The 20,494-nt window shown below is 47.1% G+C and carries 20 protein-coding genes; 12 read left to right on the plus strand and 8 right to left on the minus strand.

Annotated features, from left to right (window positions below; translation table 11 throughout):
• Positions 1–325 precede the first annotated feature (325 nt).
• A complete protein-coding gene (locus IE082_RS01900) occupies positions 326–2,152 on the plus strand; it encodes an ATP-binding protein (RefSeq protein WP_189490782.1) in 1,827 nt (608 codons plus the stop codon).
• A gap of 151 nt (positions 2,153–2,303) precedes the next feature.
• On the opposite strand, the gene IE082_RS01905 is transcribed toward IE082_RS01900, so the two are convergent.
• Positions 2,304–3,170: an AraC family transcriptional regulator gene (locus IE082_RS01905; protein WP_189490783.1), complete on the minus strand. Its 867-nt coding sequence runs from the start codon at positions 3,168–3,170 to the stop codon at positions 2,304–2,306.
• A 173-nt stretch (positions 3,171–3,343) separates the two neighbouring features.
• Here IE082_RS01905 and IE082_RS01910 point away from each other — a divergent pair, with 173 nt between their 5' ends.
• The 4 genes from IE082_RS01910 to argF all read left to right on the plus strand — a co-directional run bounded on the left by IE082_RS01910 (position 3,344) and on the right by argF (position 7,801).
• The gene (locus IE082_RS01910) at positions 3,344–4,246 is read left to right on the plus strand and encodes an alpha/beta hydrolase family protein (protein ID WP_189490787.1); all 903 of its coding nucleotides are present in this window, start codon (positions 3,344–3,346) and stop codon (positions 4,244–4,246) included.
• A 49-nt stretch (positions 4,247–4,295) separates the two neighbouring features.
• Complete coding sequence (gene ahr / locus IE082_RS01915) at positions 4,296–5,303, plus strand: NADPH-dependent aldehyde reductase Ahr (RefSeq protein ID WP_189490789.1); 1,008 nt, start codon at positions 4,296–4,298, stop codon at positions 5,301–5,303.
• A 325-nt stretch (positions 5,304–5,628) separates the two neighbouring features.
• Entirely contained in the window at positions 5,629–6,843 is a 1,215-nt protein-coding gene (locus IE082_RS01920) for an aspartate aminotransferase family protein (RefSeq protein ID WP_229809670.1), read from the plus strand.
• Positions 6,844–6,877: 34 nt separating this feature from the next.
• On the plus strand, positions 6,878–7,801 hold the full coding sequence (gene argF / locus IE082_RS01925) for an ornithine carbamoyltransferase (protein ID WP_189490791.1): 924 nt from the start codon (positions 6,878–6,880) through the stop codon (positions 7,799–7,801).
• Positions 7,802–7,862: 61 nt separating this feature from the next.
• Here the strand turns inward: argF and IE082_RS01930 are convergent, their stop codons facing one another.
• The 3 genes from IE082_RS01930 to IE082_RS01940 all read right to left on the minus strand — a co-directional run bounded on the left by IE082_RS01930 (position 7,863) and on the right by IE082_RS01940 (position 10,951).
• Complete coding sequence (locus tag IE082_RS01930) at positions 7,863–8,483, minus strand: LysE/ArgO family amino acid transporter (RefSeq protein ID WP_189490793.1); 621 nt, start codon at positions 8,481–8,483, stop codon at positions 7,863–7,865.
• On the minus strand, positions 8,480–9,517 hold the full coding sequence (locus IE082_RS01935) for a CDP-6-deoxy-delta-3,4-glucoseen reductase (protein WP_189490796.1): 1,038 nt from the start codon (positions 9,515–9,517) through the stop codon (positions 8,480–8,482). The genes IE082_RS01930 and IE082_RS01935 overlap by 4 nt, the downstream gene beginning before the upstream one ends.
• A gap of 168 nt (positions 9,518–9,685) precedes the next feature.
• On the minus strand, positions 9,686–10,951 hold the full coding sequence (locus tag IE082_RS01940) for a D-amino acid dehydrogenase (RefSeq protein WP_189490798.1): 1,266 nt from the start codon (positions 10,949–10,951) through the stop codon (positions 9,686–9,688).
• Between the two features lie 210 nt (positions 10,952–11,161).
• Here IE082_RS01940 and IE082_RS01945 point away from each other — a divergent pair, with 210 nt between their 5' ends.
• The 7 genes from IE082_RS01945 (at position 11,162) to ampE (ending at position 16,073) form a co-directional block, all read left to right on the plus strand.
• Complete coding sequence (locus tag IE082_RS01945) at positions 11,162–11,677, plus strand: Lrp/AsnC ligand binding domain-containing protein (protein ID WP_189490799.1); 516 nt, start codon at positions 11,162–11,164, stop codon at positions 11,675–11,677.
• Between the two features lie 155 nt (positions 11,678–11,832).
• On the plus strand, positions 11,833–12,078 hold the full coding sequence (rpsP, locus tag IE082_RS01950; RefSeq protein WP_189490801.1) for a 30S ribosomal protein S16: 246 nt from the start codon (positions 11,833–11,835) through the stop codon (positions 12,076–12,078).
• 7 nt (positions 12,079–12,085) lie between these two features.
• Positions 12,086–12,682, plus strand: coding sequence for a ribosome maturation factor RimM (rimM, locus tag IE082_RS01955; RefSeq protein ID WP_189490803.1), 597 nt, complete (start codon positions 12,086–12,088; stop codon positions 12,680–12,682).
• Between the two features lie 173 nt (positions 12,683–12,855).
• Positions 12,856–13,632, plus strand: coding sequence for a tRNA (guanosine(37)-N1)-methyltransferase TrmD (gene trmD / locus IE082_RS01960; protein WP_189490805.1), 777 nt, complete (start codon positions 12,856–12,858; stop codon positions 13,630–13,632).
• A gap of 109 nt (positions 13,633–13,741) precedes the next feature.
• Positions 13,742–14,131: a 50S ribosomal protein L19 gene (rplS, locus tag IE082_RS01965; protein WP_189490807.1), complete on the plus strand. Its 390-nt coding sequence runs from the start codon at positions 13,742–13,744 to the stop codon at positions 14,129–14,131.
• Between the two features lie 70 nt (positions 14,132–14,201).
• Complete coding sequence (locus IE082_RS01970; protein ID WP_189490810.1) at positions 14,202–14,906, plus strand: NUDIX hydrolase; 705 nt, start codon at positions 14,202–14,204, stop codon at positions 14,904–14,906.
• A 114-nt stretch (positions 14,907–15,020) separates the two neighbouring features.
• Entirely contained in the window at positions 15,021–16,073 is a 1,053-nt protein-coding gene (gene ampE, locus IE082_RS01975; RefSeq protein WP_189490812.1) for a regulatory signaling modulator protein AmpE, read from the plus strand.
• A 75-nt stretch (positions 16,074–16,148) separates the two neighbouring features.
• Here the strand turns inward: ampE and IE082_RS01980 are convergent, their stop codons facing one another.
• The 4 genes from IE082_RS01980 to IE082_RS01995 form a co-directional block, all read right to left on the minus strand.
• On the minus strand, positions 16,149–16,688 hold the full coding sequence (locus IE082_RS01980; RefSeq protein WP_189490814.1) for an RBBP9/YdeN family alpha/beta hydrolase: 540 nt from the start codon (positions 16,686–16,688) through the stop codon (positions 16,149–16,151).
• Between the two features lie 62 nt (positions 16,689–16,750).
• Positions 16,751–17,932 (minus strand): trypsin-like peptidase domain-containing protein, encoded by a 1,182-nt coding sequence (locus IE082_RS01985; protein ID WP_189490816.1) that lies wholly within the window; start codon positions 17,930–17,932, stop codon positions 16,751–16,753.
• A 202-nt stretch (positions 17,933–18,134) separates the two neighbouring features.
• Entirely contained in the window at positions 18,135–19,775 is a 1,641-nt protein-coding gene (locus IE082_RS01990) for an electron transfer flavoprotein-ubiquinone oxidoreductase (protein ID WP_189490818.1), read from the minus strand.
• A gap of 328 nt (positions 19,776–20,103) precedes the next feature.
• Positions 20,104–20,451 carry a potassium channel family protein gene (locus IE082_RS01995; RefSeq protein ID WP_189490820.1) on the minus strand — a complete coding sequence of 116 codons (348 nt, stop codon included), beginning with the start codon at positions 20,449–20,451 and terminating at the stop codon, positions 20,104–20,106.
• Positions 20,452–20,494 lie beyond the last annotated feature (43 nt).

Consider the following 20,494-nt stretch of genomic DNA (forward strand, 5'->3'; position numbering starts at 1 on the left):
GGTACACCCTGCCTTTTTTGCTTTTCAAATTGAAGTTACGGAATCAATCGATTAAGACCATTTGATTGCAGGTGAAGGATTTTGGCTGGCTGGTCAAAAGATATAGGAAAAGGATGGAAAGTTTGGGGGCGTGGGGGTATGATGACGGGAGTTTTGGTCAGTCTCGAGAAACACATGGAGTCTGCCCTCTTGATTTGGGCGGTGGTGGTGGCTTGGGGCGTGGTGTTAGCGATTATTAAAGATTTTGCTTTACGCATTGCGTAAAGTAAACGTTATCGGTCATTCTAAAACAGCAACAGTGCTAACAAAATAGTAAAAGACAAAAATGAAATTAACATCCGTATCAATAAAAAATTTCCGTTGCTATGCAGACGAAACCAAAGTTGCTATTGACGACCTGACAACCTTCATAGGAAAAAACGACATTGGTAAATCTACAATTTTAGAAGCATTAGAAATTTTCTTTAACAATGACACAGTTAAAATAGAAAGTGGAGATGCAAACATTTATAGCGGTAGCGATGAAGTCACAATTACTTGTGAGTTCAAAGATTTACCAACAGAATTGACAGTTGATGCTACTTCTCCAACCACACTTGCTGACGAGTTTTTATTATCAAGTGAAGGTACTTTAAAAATTCAAAAGGTTTTTGCTTGTGGAAAAGCGACACCAACATTTGAAGCATACATAATTGCAAACCACCCAACTGTTGCTGGAGCTGAAAATCTTCTTGAACTAAAGGAAAAAGAACTTCAAACAATAATTAAGCAAAAAGGGTTAGACAGTTCACTTAAAGGTAATCCAACGATGAGAAAAGCGATTTGGAACTCCTTCGATAATTTGGAACTTAAAGAAATTTCAATACCCGTAAGTAAACCCAAAGAGGATGGTAAAAGAATTTGGGAGCAAATTGAATCTCATTTGCCAATATTTGCATTGTTCCAAAGCGACAGAAATAGCCAAGACAAAGACAAGGAAGTTCAAAACCCAATGAAAGCAGCGATTGCTACCGCAATCGCTGAGGTTAAAGCGGATTTAGAAAAAATACAAAATAAGGTTCGTGAGAAAGCCGAAGAAATTGCAGCAACCACTCACGAAGCATTGAAAACAATTGACCCACAATTAGCCAATAAACTAGCCCCAGAATTTACACCACCAACACCTGCAAAATGGACAAGTCTGTTTTCAATCAATATGGACACTGATGACGGGATACCACTTAACAAAAGAGGTAGTGGAGTTAGAAGGATGATACTTGTCAGCTTCTTTAAAGCAGAAGCCGAGAGACGACTAAAAACTTCAAACAAAAGAAGTATTATATATGCTTTAGAAGAACCTGAAACAGCCCAGCATCCAAACAATCAAAAAATTCTAATAGACTCTTTTCGGGCATTATCAGAAGAAAATGGCTGTCAAGTAATATTGACAACTCATAGCCCTGGCTTGGCTTCTGAACTTCCAGCAAGTAGCATTAGATTTATTGACAGAGACGAACACGGAAAACCCTTTGTTGAATATGGCGTTGACGTTTTTGCAAAGGTTGCAAACGCACTAGGCGTAACTCCCGACAGTAGAGTTAAAGTTCTTATTTGTGTTGAAGGACCTACTGATGTTGCTGCACTCAAATGTTTAAGCCGAGCATTACACATAGAAAATAATACACTTATTGACTTATCAACAGACCCTCGAATTGCATTTGTTTTGATGGGAGGTTCAACACTAAAACATTGGGTTAATGAACATTATTTAAAAGGATTAGGATGCAAAGAATGCCATATCTATGATAATGATGTGGCTTCCTATTCTTCATCTATAACCGAAGTAAATTTAAGAACTGACGGTTCTTGGGGTGCTTTAACTCAAAAACACGAAATAGAAAGTTATTTACACAGTGACGCAATCAAAGACGCTTATGAAGTCGAAGTAGTTGTTACTGATTATCCATCGGCAGACAAAAAAGGTGTTCCAAAATTATTTGCGGAGGTATTCTCAGCCAAGATGGGATTTGATGGTGTAATGGGAGACACAAAAGCAAAAGTATATCTTGCAAACAAGGCTTTCCCTGAGATGACAGCAAAAAGAATTAAGGAACGAGATACAGAAAACGAAATAGAAGGATGGTTAAAAAGAATAGAAGCAATGCTCAAATAATAACAATAATTAAAACCGCATATTGAAACGACAGACCACAAACGGAATGAAAGAAGAACGAACCGATAAGAGCGGTTTGCAAAAATCAATGGGGTAAAAATCAATGGCAAAATCAATGGGGTCAGACTCCATTGATTCCAACTTTTGACTTCTACAACGCCCCCGCCAACTTCGGCGGCACCCCAAAATACGCCTTAAAATCCCGACTCAGTTGCGCTGCGCTGCCGTAGCCGACTTGCTCGGCGGTTTGGTTGACGTTTTGGCCTTCTACGGTGAGTAGGTGGCGGGCGCGCATGAGGCGTAGGGTTTTGGTGTATTGCACGACTGAGTGGCCAGTGAGTTGTTTGAAGTGGCGGTTGTAGCTGGCGGTGCTCATGTGGGCTTGTTGGGCGAGTTCGGGCACGCTGGGGTTGCGTTGTAGGTTTTGGTTGAGGTATTCGAGGGTTTGCGCCACGCGGTTTTGTGGGGTAGAGCGGTTGAGGTGGTTGAGTAGGACAGTGCTGTTGGCGTCTTGCAGGACGTGGTAGCACAGTTCGCGGACGTAGAGCGCACCGAGCACGCTGCCTGCTTGCGGTTGGTTGATGACGGTGAGTATGCGCTCAAGCACTTCATACATAGGTTCTGTTATCGGCAGTGGCTCGACGCCTGAGCGTTCAGACGATTCGTCGGGCAAAGCTTTACTTGCCATCATTTGCGCGGCCAAGCTCGATAGTTCGGCCACGTCTAAATGCACAAATATGCCCAGTAGCGGCTCGTCATTTTGCACATAGGTTTCACATTCAAAGTGGATGGGCAGGCCAATCGCGAGATAATGCCCCGCGCCGTACTGAAAGCGGCGCTCGCCCATATAGCCGATTTTGTGCCCTTGAAAGATAAATACCAGACCAAACGGGTAGGCTTGTACGTGTCGCGGCATGGCGCACTGTGACCAAAAAACCTGTACATTGGGTATGGCGGTGTCTTTTAAGCCTTGTGCATCTGAGTTGGTGAAGGCGTGTAGCGGTTGTGTATTAAGCATAACAAATCGTTTAAAATCGGTGTGATTAATTATGACATGAATATGTCTATTTTTTCTATCATTAAATTAATCCTTGATTGAATTTGTCATGTTTTTGTTTGGTTTGGTGGTTTAAAAAATCTACCTTGTTAGCGATAATAACGACTTTGTTAAACACCACAAAGGATTGTTATATGACACAAGCTCATGATGTGACCATCAACCCGACCGCTCAGAAAATTGCCGCTGCATTCACCCAACCATACCGCACTAAGATGCCCAAAACGCCATTGGACTACGGCATGGCATTTGAGGAGGTGAGTTTTTTATCTGAGGATGGTTTGCAGCTGAGTGCTTGGTTGATGCCCAATAGCGGGGATAAGTTGGCGATTTTGAATCATCCGCTGTATTGCTCCAAGTATGGTTTTGTCCCCGAAGGTGATATTGCGCAGTTGGTCCCTGTGCATGTTGAGTTTTTAAAAACCGTGAAGCATTTGCACGATGCTGGTTTTTCGATTTTGTTTTATGATTTTCGCAACCATGGCCAAAGCGAAGCGTCTAAAGATGGCTTTACGGGCATTGGTTATTATGAATGGCAAGACGCAGTGGGCGCGATGCGCTATGTGGCGCAGGATGAGCGTTTAAAATCGATGGATGTGGCTTTGGTCAGTCATTGCATGGGCGCGAATTCGTCGATTCGTGCAATGTCTTTGCACCCTGAGTTGTTTGAAAAAGTCAAAGTCATGGTGGCGGTGCAGCCGATCAATATGCGCTATATGGCGGAGAAGTTTATCCCGATTTTTGGCGGTGGTGCAACGGTAGATGATGTGGATGAGGCGATGCAACAATTGGCGGGTTTTTCTTTGAACGAAATGTCGCCTTATGCGTATTTAAAAGACATTAAAGTGCCAGTGCTGTACTCTCAAGTGCGTCAAGACGTCATCACCGACCCCGCTGATTTAAAGTACATTGTTGAACACACACCGACCGAGAAAAAAATGGTTTGGATTGAGGGTGAGCTCAATCGCTTTGATGGCTACAACTACTTTGGCGATAATCCAGCCGAGATGTTGGACTGGATTCGCCGATTCATTTAAGACGGAAATTTTTATACGTAAACAAAGTTAATCATCCAAGGAGAATATTATGACAATTATCAATGCTTATGCGGCCAATCAGGCCAATGGCAAGCTGGAGCCTTTTAGTTACGACGCGGGTGTGCTGGGTGCACACGACGTGGAAATTGATGTGCAGTATTGTGGCATTTGCCACTCTGATTTGAGCATGCTCGATAATGAATGGGGCTTTACTCAGTATCCATTCGTCGGTGGACATGAAATCACGGGTACGGTCGCGGCCGTCGGTTCACATGTGAAACATTTACAAGTTGGGCAGTGGGTGGGGCTGGGTTGGCATGCGAGTTATTGTAATACCTGTCATGAGTGTATGTCGGGCGACCAAAATCTATGCACAACAGCGCAGGGCACGATAGTGGGGCGACACGGTGGTTTTGCTGATAAAGTTCGTGCCAACGCCGCCAGCGTGGTGGTGTTGCCCGAGGGTGTGGATGCGGCGAGTGCTGGGCCTTTGTTTTGCGGTGGGATTACGGTGTTTAACCCGATGGTGCAGTTTGATGTCAAACCGACCGACAGCGTGGCGGTCATCGGCATTGGTGGTTTGGGACACATGGCGGTGCAGTTCTTGCACGCTTGGGGTTGCAAAGTCACGGCTTTTACCTCCAGCGAAGCCAAAACGAAGGAAGCACTAGAGTTAGGCGCAGATGACACCATCAATTCACGCGACCCTGCGGCACTTTCGGCAGCCGCTGGGCGATTTGATTACATCATTTCGACTGTGAACGTGAAGTTGGATTGGAACGCCTATGTGGGCACGCTCAAACCACGCGGGCGTTTGCACTTTGTCGGCGCAACCTTAGAGCCATTGGATTTGAATGTATTCCCGCTGCTAATGGGACAACGCTCGGTATCAGGCTCGCCTGTCGGTAGCCCATCAACGATTGCTAAAATGCTTGATTTTGCCAAACAGCATCAGATTAAACCCATGGTCGAGATGTTTGATTTCAAAGACATCAATGCAGCTATTGACCGCGTGCGCAGTGGCCAAGCGCGTTATCGTGTGGTTTTGAAACGATAACCTACCTTGATTTTTTCTGCTGTTTTTAGACAAAAATGAGTCTTAGGACTTGTTTTTGTTGGGTAATGTGATGTTGTTAAAATACTATTTTTGCTCAACCAGATGTTGGTTTTCTCTTTGCTGGTGAGGTGCAAAGCGGGCAAACAATTGATTAAATACGCGTATCAAATTAACGTGTTTTGGCTTTTAAATGACAATATCAAATTAAAACTATTTTTGTATCAAACTAAACGCCCCGCTACTCGAACTCCTTTATAATAGAACCCGATTATTTCAATCAGGCGACCGATGCGTCGCCTGTTTCATTTCATTTTTTGTTTAAGGAATGGTTGTGAGTATACCTTCGCCTGTGGAAGCATCCCATTTAATGCCCGTGTTTAGCCGTTTGCCTGTTGCATTTGCTTCGGGGCAAGGTGTGTGGTTGACTGATGTGAATGGGCAGTGGTATTTGGATGCGTTGTCGGGGATTGCTGTTAATGGATTGGGCCACAATCATCCTCGATTGGTGGCGGCATTGCAACAGCAGGTGACGCAATTAATTCATGTGTCGAATTTGTATGATGTACCGCAACAGCATGAATTGGCCAATGCACTGGCCAAACGTGCAGGAATGTCACAGGTGTTTTTTGCCAATAGTGGTGCAGAAGCCAATGAAGGAGCCATCAAGCTGGCTCGATTGTTTGGCTTGCAACAAGGTCGTGAGAATGCAAAAATCATTGTGATGTCTGATGCATTTCATGGGCGCACAATGGCAACCTTAAGTGCCACCGGTAATGAAAAGGTGCAAAAAGGTTTTGCGCCATTGGTAAGTGGTTTCGTCCGTGTGCCGTTCAATGATGTATCGGCGATTCGTGCATTGACCTCAGACAAAGAAGTCACAGCCGTGATGCTTGAAGTGATTCAAGGTGAAGGCGGTATTCTGTGCTTGGCGGATGGGGCTTTGACTCAGATTAGACAAGTTTGTGATGAAAACAACTGGTTGCTCATCATTGACGAGGTGCAAACTGGTGTGGCACGCACGGGTCGCTGGTTTGCTCATCAACATGAGGGTGTGACGCCAGATGTGATGACGCTTGCCAAAGGCCTGGGTTCTGGTGTGCCTGTCGGTGCATTGTTGACGCACGACCGTGCAAATGATGTTTTTCACGTTGGTGCACATGGTACGACGTTTGGTGGCAATCCTTTGGCGATGGCCGCTGGTTTGGCCACCTTGTCAGCGATTGAAGCTGAGGGGTTGTTGGACAATGCGCAGCGTCAAGGCGTGGCCATACGCGATGGTTTGAGTGCAGCACTGGCTGATGAAATGTCAGCGGGTTTGATTATGGACATTCGTGGGCGTGGTTTGATGATTGGGATTGAGTTGGCTCGACCGTGCACAGAGTTGGTCAAGCAAGCTTTGGCTGTTGGTTTGCTGATTAATGTCACACACGATACGGTGGTGCGCTTATTGCCTCCGCTGATCATCAATGATGAAGAGTCCGCTGAGCTGGTGCAACGATTGTCCTCGTTGATTAAAGTTTTTTTAAGTCGTGCATCTTAATTTCTTTTTTATTTCATTAGCGTCACCTTAAATTATGAACACACCGGTTAAACACTATCTACAATTTTCAGATTTCACAAAAGATGAATACGATTACATCATCAGCCGCACGACAGAGTTGAAGCGTCGTTTTAAGGCTTATGAAACATGGCATCCTTTGCACGACCGCACATTGGCGATGATTTTTGAGAAAAGCTCAACGCGCACACGCTTGTCGTTTGAAGCAGGAATTTTTCAATTGGGTGGTCATGCGGTGTATCTTAACACCAAGGACACGCAGCTTGGGCGCGGTGAGCCTGTCGAGGATGCGGCGCAGGTCATCTCGCGCATGACCGACATCATCATGATTCGCACGTTTGGACAGGACATCATTGAACGTTTTGCGGCGAATTCGCGTGTGCCTGTGATCAATGGTTTGACAAATGAATACCATCCTTGCCAAGTGCTGGCCGACATTTATACCTATGTGGAAGAGCGGGGCGACATCACTGGTAAGACCGTTGCTTGGGTGGGGGACGCGAACAACATGAGTTACACGTGGATTCAAGCGGCGCGTGTGTTGAATTTTCATTTGAACATCAGCACCCCCAAAGGTTATGAGCTTGATGACAAAATGATTTCAGAAGCAGACCGTCCGTTCTTCACGGTGTTTTCCAATCCTGCCGATGCGTGCCAAGGGGCGCACATCATCACGACCGATGTGTGGACCAGTATGGGTTATGAAGCCGAGAATGAAGTCCGCATGGCGGCATTCAAAGACTTTAAGGTGACGGCAGCGATGATGAAGTCAGCTGAGCCTGATGCCTTGTTTATGCACTGTTTGCCTGCACATCGTGGTGAGGAGGTGGATGCGGAAGTGATTGATGGTGCGCAAAGCGTGGTGTGGCAAGAAGCCGAGAACCGTTTGCATGTGCAAAAAGCGGTGATGGAGTATTTGCTGCGCGGTCGCTTTGAGTAATGCTTTGACGGCAAGATACGTTAATTAAAAATGCCTGCTTTACATCAAAGCAGGCATTTTCTTATGCAGCAACCAGTGGCATGGTCCAAATTTTATAGGCGATGGTCCACATGATGATGCCAATCACGCACTCCAATATCACCCAAGTTTTCGATTTGGCAAACAGTGGTGTGAGCAGGCGTGCACCAAACCCCAGAGACAAAAACCAGACAAATGATGCGGTAGAAGCTCCTAGCGCATAATAAAAATGGTTCGGTGTGTATTGTGCGCCTATGCTGCCAATGAGCAAAAAAGTGTCCAAATAAACGTGTGGGTTGAGTAACGTAAAACCAAGGCAAGTCAAGACAGCTGCCTTTAGAGAAATATTTTGTGCCAAAGGTGCATCGGCATTGGGTTGCGCATGATGATAGGCGTTATAAAACGCGCGCGCGCCATAAAACAGTAAAAAAGCGACGCCGATATAGCGCACAACATTTAATGCCGTTGGGTTACTGGTGAAAGTCGCACCAGCGAATGCCACACCCAGTACGATTAAAATGGCATCCATGGTGGCGCATAGAAGAGCGACAGGCAATACATGCTGCTTTAATAGGCCGAGTTTGAGGACGTAGGCATTTTGTGCGCCGATTGGGATGATGAGGCTGAGCCCCATGAAAAAACCAGCAATGATGGCTACTGTCATTTATTGTCTTTCTTGCTTTTGTCTGCTGCACTGAGAAAGGCGTCGGAGAAGAAAGAGTTTTCGGCCAGATTGCGTTCTTGGGTAAATGCCTCATGTGCGGCACGAACCATGACGGGCGCACCACATGCGTAGATGTCGTGCTCAGACAAGTCGGCAAAATCATCCATAACCGCTTGATGAACCATGCCTGTGCGACCTTGCCAATTGTCTTCTGGAAGGGCATCTGAAATCACGGGGATGTACTTGAAGTTCGGGATGTCTCGCGCCCATTGTTCTGCTAACTCATTGAGGTACAAATCATGAGGGCGACGCACTCCCCAGTAGAAACTAATGGGGCGAATGATGTAGTTGGCTTGCATTTCTTCAACAATGGCTTTGATGGGTGCAAAGCCTGTACCTGAAGCCAAGAATATTAAATCTTTACCCGAGTCTTGTAAAAAAAACGTACCCAAAGGTCCTTCGACCCTCAGAATATCACGCTCTTTCATTGATGAAAATAACTGATCTGTGAATACACCGCCGGGCATGTGGCGGATGTGCAGCTCTAAAACTTTGTCATTGACACGAGGTGCACAAGCCATTGAGTAGCTGCGGCGCGTACCATCACGCAAAATGAAATCAATGTATTGACCGCCGCGATACTCAAAAACATCATTCGCGGGTAGTTGTAAATCCACCAACATGATGTCGCCTGCCTCGGTGGCGCGTTTCATCGATAGGATTCGTGTGGGTAGTTTCTTGATAGGGTAAGTGCCCGCAGAAATTACTCGTGCTTCAATGGTCACATCAGAGGTGACCGTGGTGTGGCAGAGTAAGGCGACACCCGCTGCTTTTTCGTCGTCAGTGATGGCATTACTTCGATCATCGTGCACCACATCACCATTCACAATGACGGATTTGCATGAGCCGCACGCGCCATCTTTACAGCCATAGGGCAGCACAACATTGGCGCGCAGTGCTGCATCAAGAATGGTTTCAGAGGCTTCGATGGGAAATGTGTCGTTTGAAGGCAATACAGTGATGGTGTGGGTCATGATGAGGGAGAATGGGTTGAAAATTTAGTCCGACATTGTACCATTCGAGGCAAAAAAAGCCCAGCATCGTGAGAGGCTGGGCAAATTCTCTTTTTGGTAAAAGAGAAGAGGGTTTGGCTGCATGTTTTTGGCGCAAGCAAAAACACACAAAATGTATGAGGTATTAGTTTACTCGTTTTTGTAACGAGAGATATTTAAATCAGCAGATTCGATGTCAGGGGTTTTTGCGCTCATCAAGTCTGCCACAACTCGTGCGGAGCCGCAAGCCATCGTCCAGCCGAGCGTGCCGTGACCTGCGTTCAGCCAAAGGTTTTTGATAGGAGTTTCGCCAATGATCGGTGTCGAATCTGGTGTAACAGGGCGAAGACCAGTCCAAAAACTTGCTGCTTTTGTATCGCCCGCATTCGGGTACAAGTCGTTGATCACCATTTCGAGTGTTTCGCGTCGTGAAGCAATCAGGCTTTTGTCGTAGCCACGTAATTCGGCCATGCCGCCGACCCGAATGCGGTTATCAAAACGAGTGACGGCAACTTTATACGTTTCGTCCAGCACTGTAGATTGTGGGGCGCGGGATTCATCAATGATGGGCAGTGTGATTGAGTAACCTTTGATGGGGTATATCGGCACATCAAGTTGACCCTTTAACAACAGAGGTGTGTAGACGCCCAGTGTGCACAAAACCGCATCAGCAGACAGCACTTCGTTACTACAGCGAACGCCTGTGACGGTTGCGGTGCTGGCGTTGTCAATCACCAAGTCTGTAATTGTGGTGTTGAATTTAAATTGCACGCCGATGGATTGGCATAAATCTGTTAAATGCTCAGTGAATAGCTGGCAATCACCCGTTTCGTCATTGGGTAAGCGTAATCCGCCCACGAGTGGCACTCGGCTATTGGCCAGTGCAGGTTCGGCATTCAGGAGTGTTTTTGAGTCCAGTAATTCGTAAGGCACGCCAAGCTCTTGCAGTACCTTGATGTCTTTCTCTGCGGCGTCGAGCTGTGTCTCCGAGCGAAAGACCTGAGTAGTACCTTGTTCGCGGCCTTCGTACGCAATGCCTGTTTGAGCACGCAGCTCAATCAGCATGTCACGCGAGTATTCAGCGAGGCGCACCATACGTGATTTATTGCGGGTGTAGTGTGCTTCGTCGCAGTTTTTTAGCATGGATAGCATCCATTTCACCTGACCGAGCGTCCAGTCTGGTCGTATAGTGAGCGGTGAATTTTTGGCAAACATCCACCTCATGGCTTTGGCTGGAATGCCGGGCGCTGCCCATGGTGAAGCATAACCTGGTGAAATTTGCCCCGCGTTCGCAAAGCTGGTGTCTAAGGCCGAACCAGAGTGGCGGTCAATCACAGTGACCTGATGTCCTTGCTTTGCCAAATAATACGCACTCGTGACTCCAATGACGCCACTGCCCAATACGATGATGTTCATGGTTGTTCCAATTGGTGATGCGGTTTTTTGCATGAGTTGGAAATTTCCCAACGTGTTCATAAAAACCACAAGCTCTACGATAGTTTTTGCTATGATATTAAAAATTTGTTAGAATTACTTACTGAAGAAAATACAGAAAAAGCAAAAACCTACTTTTTCTTGGCTTTTACTCGTTTTCTTAATGATTAATTTGAAAATGATTGGTGTTTTATGCGCGTAGAAAAAAAAACCAGCAAAACCTTGGACAAAATTGACCGCCGTATCCTCAGCATACTCCAAAATGATGGACGCATCGTCATGACCGATTTGGCTGAGCAGGTTGGCTTGTCACTCACCCCTTGTATTGAGCGGGTGCGCCGACTAGAGCGTGAGGGCATTATTATGGGCTATCATGCACGCTTAAATCCGCGTGAGCTTGGGGCGTCTTTGTTGGTGTTTGTTGAAATCAGTTTAAAAGACATGGCCAACGGCAAGTTCGAAGAGTTCCGTCGTGGTGTGCTCGAGGTCGAGCAGGTGCAAGAGTGCCACCTCGTCTCTGGCGACTTCGATTACCTAATTAAGGCACGTATTCGTGAAATGAGCGAATACCGTCAATTACTTGATGTGCTTTTGCGCTTACCGGGTGTGGCCAACTCAAAAAGTTATGTGGTGATGGAAGAAGTGAAGGAGACTTTGTCTTTGTCCCTTAATCAATCTGCCACTGGTTCCCCCATGATGCAGGCGTGATGTGTGTATTTCTTGCACAAATTGATAAAAAATCAGTATAATACCGAGTTTACAAGTTTATTCTCGTTGAATGTCGTGTCCCATTTGGCGAGGTTTTTAGAAGTAGTTGAGTGAATATTGATGTTCAACATTCATTAAAGATTAAAGGAATTAACATGGTAGTGATTCGTATGGCTCGCGGCGGTTCTAAAAAGCGTCCTTTTTTTAACATCGTGGCAGCTGATTCACGCAACCGTCGTGACGGTCGTTACATCGAGCGCGTTGGTTTTTATAACCCACTCGCCGCTGAAGGTGTCGAAGGTTTGCGTATCGCCGCAGATCGTTTGGCTTACTGGCAAGGCGTTGGTGCTCAATTGAGCCCAGCAGTTGCTCGTTTGGTCAAAACAGTTAAACCAGCTTAATTAAAGCATGGTGGCGTTTAAACCAAAGCGTGCAGCACAAGCAGCACGCGATACACAAAACGTCAGCACTCCAAACGATTTAATCGTCGTCGCCCGCTTAGGTGTGGCGTATGGCGTGAAGGGATGGATTAAAATCCATCCCTTTTCGCATTCGCCTGATGCGTTAGAGAACGCGGGGGTTTGGTGGCTGGCTCCGTATTTGCCGAATCAAACTGATGTGCCTTTGTCTGCGTGGCAGGCGGTTGAGGTGCAAACGATTAAACCTCACAGTGATGAATGGGTGGCGGTGTTTGCTGATTGGGATGACCGAAGTATTGCAGAGAACCACAAAGGCTGGCAGGTCGCGGTTTCTCGTGCTGACTTTCCGAACACGGATGACAATGAGTTCTACTGGGTTGACTTGATTGGGGCGACAGTGGTGAATCACGCTGGTGTGACGCTCGGTGTGCTACAAGGTTTGCTCGAATCCGCCGCACATCCTGTGATGCAAATCACGGGTGAGGGCGGTGAGTATTTGATTCCATTTGTTGGCGCGTTTGTCGGTGAGGTTGATACAACAGCGAAAATCGTCAATGTTGAATGGGATGTGGACGCGACAGCCTGATGTTCTCTGAGTGTTTCGCTCGTTGTGATGTGGAGACGCGATTTATCGCGTTTTCTGTTTTTTGCGGCAGGCTTTAATTGGTTTGAATGTGGTGATTGACTTCTCCACGTTTTTGTATCAGAACCTTATCAGCATTGATGGTTTGGTGATGCACATTGATTCGTTAGGTAAGTATGACCATTGCTCTTGATATCATTACGCTGTTCCCCGATATGTTCACCGCGCTCACGAGTGAGGGTGTAGTCAGTCGTGCGTTTAAAAATGGCATGGTGGACGTCAAGTTTTGGAGTCCACGCGAATTCACGAGTAACGTGCACCAAACAGTCGATGATCGCCCTTACGGTGGCGGCCCAGGGATGGTAATGATGGCCGCGCCGCTGGCTGCAGCGATTGATGCGGCACGCGATCGACAAAGCTCGCTGGGGCATGTGCCGCATGTGATTTATCTCTCGCCTCAGGGCAAAAAACTCACGCAGAGCTGGGTTGCGAGCACACTGGCTCAGCTGCAGCGCACGGATGCCGCGCCGCGTGGTTTGATTGTGTTGTGTGGACGCTACGAAGCGATTGATGAGCGATTGTTTGAGTTGGGTTTGATTGATGAGGAATTGAGTGCGGGTGATGTGGTGGTGTCAGGTGGCGAATTACCCGCTATGCTGATGCTCGATGCGCTGCTGCGATGCGTCTCTGGTGTGTTGAATGATGAGCAATCGGCGCAACAAGATTCGTTTTCAGATGGTTTGCTTGATTGTGCGCACTACACTCGCCCCGAAGTTTTTGCCGATTTGGTTGTGCCAGACGTGCTTTTATCGGGAAATCATGCTAAAATCGCTGTCTTTCGTCGAGAGCAGCAATTGCTGGTGACGCTGCGTAAACGTCCTGATTTAATCGCGGCGGCGCGTGAACAGGGGTTACTCTCTGCGGCGGATGAAAAGTTTTTGATGAAACAATGAGTTTCATTGAGATGGGGGTGAGTCCGATCGGATTCACCATGATTGTAAAATCCATCCTCTGGTTGTCCATAATTAAAACCGACAGCACACGATGGTTACGGAGTTAAACATGAACTTGATTCAAATTTTAGAGCAAGAAGAAATCGCTCGCTTGGGTAAAACCATTCCTGAATTCGCACCTGGTGACACAGTGATTGTCAGCGTGAATGTGGTTGAGGGTACACGTAAACGTGTGCAAGCATACGAAGGCGTGGTCATCGCTAAACGCAACCGTGGCTTGAATTCTTCTTTCATCGTGCGCAAGATTTCTTCTGGCACTGGCGTTGAGCGTACATTCCAATTGTACTCCCCAGTCATTGCCAACATCGAAGTGAAACGCCGTGGTGATGTGCGTCGCGCTAAGCTGTACTACCTGCGTGATCGTTCAGGTAAGTCTGCGCGTATTAAAGAAAAATTGCCTGCACGTAAAGTGAAAGTGGCAACGACTCCTGCGGTTTAATACAACATGTATTAACTGGCTGAGCCGAAAAAGCGCATCTCATCGAGTTGCGCTTTTTTTATGAGAGTAAATGATGAAACTCCCCGTATTTAATCCACGTGAAATCCCCAGTCGCTCACTGACTACAATTGATGATACGAGTTCCTTGCTTCCTCTGCTCAGTCGCGGCCAGATTGAAAAAGCATTGAGTGCCCAAAATGATGCGTTACTGATGCAGCGTGTAAAAAGCTCAGCTTTTTTGCATCGAGATACTCATCAAGTAAACGAGCCGCGCGATGCCGCGGTGTTGATTTTGTTGGTCGAGCAGGAAGAGGGTTTGGAGGTGGTGTTTACCGTGCGTGCGAGTCATCTGCGCCATCATGCGGGACAAATTAGTTTTGTCGGTGGTGCGGTTGAAACGGGCGAAGAGGCATTAGCGGCAGCATTGCGTGAGGCTCGGGAGGAAATTGGCTTGGATGTGCAGCCTGTGACCGTGTTAGGTATGTTGCCCATTTACCACACCATCACAGGGTTTGCGGTTACGCCGATTGTCGCGTGTGTTTCGGCGCATGATTGGGGTGTACAGAACTTGACGGTTGATGCGTGTGAAGTTGACCATGTGTTCACTGTGCCGTTGTCGGTGCTGCTCAATCCAGACTTAGTCCATGTGCATGAGTATGAGTGGGAGAATGCTTTGCGACAGTATTACAGTGTGACGTATGGCGAATATTTTATTTGGGGCGCGAGCATGGCCATGCTGCGCAACTTGGATGTATTGTTGCGTTTGGTTGCGTAGGCGCAATAATCCCGTGATGCAAATGCTCAAAACTCAATGGCTTTGCGCTACAATACACCCATGTTAATTGTCTGCTAAATAGACTTTCGATTGAACGATGAATAAGGAGACAACATGAGTCTTATCGCCATACTGGGTGCTTTGTTGCTTGAGCAAATTTTCCCCCTGAGTAGTTACACCAAGCTGCGCTTATCACTGCGCAACGCCATTGATTTCATTGAGCGCGCTTTGGCGTCCGACGATGCCAAACCATGGCAGATATTTTGGTTCATCACGCTGGTGGGTGCTTTGCTTGCGGGTTTGCTGGGATTGATTTTTACGCAAATCAACTGGTTGTTGGGTTTGGCCTTTACATTGATTTTGTTGTATTTGACTCTGGGCATTCGTCAGTTCAGCCACTTTTTTACCAAAATCCGCGTGGCGATTAATGCAGGGCAAGGCGATGTGGCGCGTACCGAGCTGGCGGCATGGTTACACGAAGAAGCTGAAATCACAGGTTACCGTGGCAATGTCGTGCCTGAGAAATTATCTGACACCGAAGTGATTCGCCAGTCACTTGAGTTGGCTCTGTTGTCGAGCTTGCGTTATGTGTTTGGTGGTTTGTTTTGGTTTTTGGTTTTCGCCATCGTTGGTTTAGGGCCTGCTGGTGTGGTGTTTTATCGTTTGTCTGATTTGGTGTCACGTCGCTGGATTCTGCGTGCCGATGGTAAACGAGATGCTTATACACGTTATGCACGTAAAATGATGAGCTGGATTGAGTTCTTACCCGCTCGTTGTGCGGCAATGATTTATGCTGTGGTCGGTAACTTCGAGGATGCGATGCACTGCTGGCGCACACAAGCCCAGAAGCTGCGTGGTCTGGGCGAGACAGATGCAGCCGCTGTTATATTGACCTCTGGTGCTGGTGCGCTCAATATCACTTTGCGTGACGGTGTGATGGTAAAGAATGACATGCCTATGGATGAGCATGAGCAAGCATTGTACGGTGAGACAAAGCCAATGACTGATGTGGCTAAGGACGATGAGCTGACCATTGCTGGCCAAATTGGTGTGGGGGCAGTACCGGATGTGCGCAGTTTACAAAGTGCGATTGGTGTTTTTTGGCGCTCGATGTTGTTCGTTTTAGGGGTGTTGTTGTTGTTGACTCTGAGCAAAGCATTGGGTTGAGTCTTTATTCCAATAAAAACCCGCAGAAGCCATTTCTGCGGGTTTTTTGTTGTCTATTGAAGTCTCGACATGGTTTTATAGCCAAGCTTGAATCCACGCCCAGCCTTGTGGCCAATCACCCAAACCGCTTTCCGAGTTGATGTGCCCCTTCGAGCCAATATTGATTAAAGTACTGCCCCACTGTGCGGCACAGTTCTGTGCATACTCGATTGAGCCATAAACATCATTGTCGCTGGCAATGACCAACGTAGGGAATGGCAGGGATGCTTTCGTGGATGGAAAAAATCCCTGAGCACTTTGCGGAAATGCTTCGCCATCAGGGTCAGGTGGTGCGACGAGTAGGGCGCCTTTGACCTTAGCCAAGACTTCAGCAGGTGCACGTCTGGCCAGTTCTGCCGTGAGCAGGCAGCCCAAGCTGTGTGCTGCAATCACGATGTCACCATCATGGTTCATGATGTGTTGCATCAGCGTGTCATACCACTGGGCGCAAACGGGATTTTCCCAATCAGATTGAACCACCCGCAGTACATTGGGATGTGATCGTTCCCAAAGACTTTGCCAATGGTTTTCACTGGAGTTTTGATAACCCGGTAAAAGCAGCACTTGGGTGGTCATGGTTTTCCTTAAAGAAACCACGGTGCGCATCAAAGGACGCGACCGTGGATGATTGTTGGCAATCAGTTTTTGTCACTGGCGGTGGTGATGCTCATTTTCCAGAGCTTTTTATCACGCCACACATTGAGCGCAAAGGTTGTACCTGGTGCACTGTTACCAATCAAACGCGCAAAATCTCGTGCATCGTTGATGGCGCTGCCGTTGGCTTCAAGCACCACATCACCAGCTTGTAGGCCTGCTTTGTCAGCCGCTGAGCCTTGCTCAATGCCATTGATCAAAACCCCTTTGGGTTCTTTTAAACCGAGGACTGTGGCATTTTCAGTAGAAATGTCTTGGATGCTGACACCGATTCGGCCACGATTGACTTTGCCGCTGCTGCGAATTTGATCCGCTACTTTAAGCGCGTCATTGATGGGAATGGCCAATGCCACACCAGCGAATGCACCGTTGCTGGACAGAATTTGACTGTTGATGCCGACCACGTTACCAGAGGTGTCCACCAAAGGGCCACCAGAGTTACCAGGATTGACCGCCGCATCGGTTTGTATGAATGAGACAAAGTCGCCTGTATCACGATTGATGGCACTCACAATACCTGCTGTAACGGTGTTTTGTAAGCCAAAAGGAGAACCCGCGGCCATGACCCATTGCCCCACTTTGAGTTGATCTGAGTTGGCTGGGGTGAGTACAGGGAAATTACTGCCTTCGATTTTGAGCACGGCAACATCGGTGCGCTCGTCGCTGCCGATGAGTTTGGCTTTGTATTCTTTCTTGTCATTGAACGTGACAGAGATGCTGCTTGCGCCGTTGACGACGTGGTGATTGGTTAGAATATAACCATCTTTGGAAATGACAAATCCAGAACCGACACCACGTGGACGCTCACGGGGGGCTGAGTTGTTCGGTTGTGGGCGCTGCTGTTGGATTTGACAGATGGGGAAATCAGGCCAAATTTGGCAAATGGGGTCACTGCTCATTGCTCTGCTGCGTTGCTGGACTTGTTCTCTGGTGTTGATGCTGACCACTGCGGGTGAAACGTGTGCAACCAATGGTGTAAAGTCAGGCAAGCCTGTGACTAACGGTGTTGACGAGGTGGCAGGAGGCGTTACGGCGATTGGCTCAGGTGTTTGTGTGGCTGTTGCCGATTCTTGGGCTGAGCAACTGCTGAGAAATAAAAGACTGCTGATGAATAAACCACTTCGTATTGCGGTGTTTATGCGAGATGATGCATAGCGTGTGTTCATAAGATCTCCATATCAATCAAATATTAATGACAGATGATTTGCGGTTAAGAGATTTTGTCTCGGTAACCAAAAACTTGCAGCTTAATAACATGATTATAAATTAGGGCTTATTTCAACATCACAAGAGGTAGAAAAAATGAATGAGTAAAAAAAACAGCGCGATACGGTTCGCACTGTTTCGAGAGGTCATCATTGTCACCACTTACATATTGGTGTAGTTCGGGCCACCTGAGCCTTCGGGGGTGACCCAAACGATGTTTTGTGTGGGGTCTTTGATGTCACAGGTTTTGCAGTGAACACAGTTTTGTGCGTTGATTTGCAGTTTTTTCTGTCCTGCTGCTTCGATAAACTCATAGACGCCTGCTGGGCAGTAGCGTGCTTCTGGACCTGCGTATTTGGCCAGATTCACATTGACGGGCGCAGAGGCATCTTTGAGCGTTAAATGCGCGGGTTGGTTTTCTTCGTGATTCGTATTTGAGATAAAAACAGAACTCAAACGATCAAAGGTCAATACACCATCAGGTTTGGGGTACTGAATCGGCGAGCATTCAGCCGCAGGGCGAAGGCACTCGTGATCGGCTTGCTTGCGGTGAATCGTCCACGGGAATTTACCGCCCATGACTTTTTGCTCAATGCCTGTCATTAGTGTCGCGATGTTGCGGCCCTTTTTGAACCATTGCTTGAAGTTGCGGGCTTTCCAAAGTTCTGCTTTGAGCCACGAATCATGGAATTCCACTTCGTACTCAGGGACTTCGTCGCGTTCGCGGCCTTGCTCGATGGCGTGGGCGATGGTTTTCGCGGCCAACATGCCTGTTTTAATCGCAGCATGAGAGCCTTTGATGCGAGAAGCATTTAATGTACCAGCCTCGCAGCCCACTAACACACCACCTTTAAAGAACAACTGCGGCAACGACAAGATGCCGCCTGCTGTAATCGCACGTGCACCATAAGAGATGCGTTTACCAGCTTTGAGGTATTTCGCGATTTCGGGATGGGTTTTATAGCGTTGGAATTCTTCAAATGGTGATAAGTACGGATTTTGGTAATCAAGTCCGACGACCAAGCCAATCGCAATTTGATTATTATCCATGTGGTAGAGGAATGAACCACCGTAGGTGTCGTTGTCCAATGGCCAGCCAGCGGTGTGCAGCACCAAGCCTTCTTGGTGCTGCTCGGCGGGTACTTGCCAAACTTCTTTGATGCCAATGCCGTAAGCCTGTGGGTCACGGCCTTTATTCAAGTCGTATTTCGCCATCAAACGTTTGCCCAAGTGCCCACGAGCACCTTCAGCAAAAATCGTGTATTTCGCGTGCAGCTCCATGCCAGGTTGATAATGATCGGTGGGTTCGCCATCTTTGCCAATACCCACATCGCCTGTCACTACACCTTTGACTGCGCCGTTCTCGTCATACAAAATCTCTGCTGCGGCAAAACCAGGATAAACCTCCACACCCAACGCGTCAGCCTGTTCACCCATCCAGCGTGTGACATTTGCCAAACTGACGATGTAATTACCATGGTTTTGAAAACTCGCGGGCAGTAGCCAATTCGGGGTGGTTTTTGCACCTGTTTCGCTCAGGAACAAAAATTTATCTTCTGTGACAGCTGTATTGAGTGGCGCACCAAGTTCTTTCCAGTTCGGGAACAGCTCATTCATCGCAATCGGATCCATGACTGCGCCTGATAAAATGTGTGCCCCAATCTCTGAGCCTTTGTCAATCAGGCAAACGTTCAAGTTTTTGTTGATTTGCTTGAGATGAATCGCGCTCGCCAACCCCGCGGGGCCACCGCCGACAACGAGAACATCATACTCCATCACGTCGCGTTCGATGGTGGTGTCCATAGCTTGTACTCCTCATGTGAATTTTAGATGGCGCATGGTAACACAGTGTAAAGGCAATGCACAATTAAAGGAACGATCGTGCTTTTTAATTGTGTGTTTATTGTTCATGTCATTCAGCCAAGGATGAAAATATACTGCGGTGGTAGAAAAGTGATTATCAGTAACGGCTGCCTGCAAATGACGAGAATGACAAGCGGAATGTCTACGTCGAGGCTGTCTGTGCGTAGATTAAATCATATTTGTCATCATTACTGGACACGTAAATGAACGCTTCTTTGCCGACTAATTTGGGTTTGTGTTTGTTATCTGAATTATCAACTGGATATTCCTATGCATCCAGTGTTTTTGTTAACGCCTTAACTGCTATTGCGGAAATCAGTGCAGTAAATAGCATTCCACATAAGCCAATAATCACAGAAAGACATCGACTAATTGGATAATGCGGTGCGAAATCGCCATAACCGACTGTTAATCCCGTTATCAAAGAAAAGTAAATAGACTCATGCATGAGCCATCCCTCTAAAAAGCCAATCAACAAACCCAGCCCTACGATCAAGACAACCAAGACCGAAAGAATTGGCCATACTATTTTGATTCCCGATAAAAGGTGTATGGCAAAGATTCTTCTTTGTAATTTTTTATTTACTTTCAAACTATAAACCTCAAGAGTTTTCAACTAAAATCAAAATGGTGACTTGATTTACCTATTGCAAACACCG

The organism is Formosimonas limnophila, assembly GCF_014652675.1.
Taxonomy (GTDB): Bacteria; Pseudomonadota; Gammaproteobacteria; order Burkholderiales; family Burkholderiaceae; genus Hydromonas; species Hydromonas limnophila.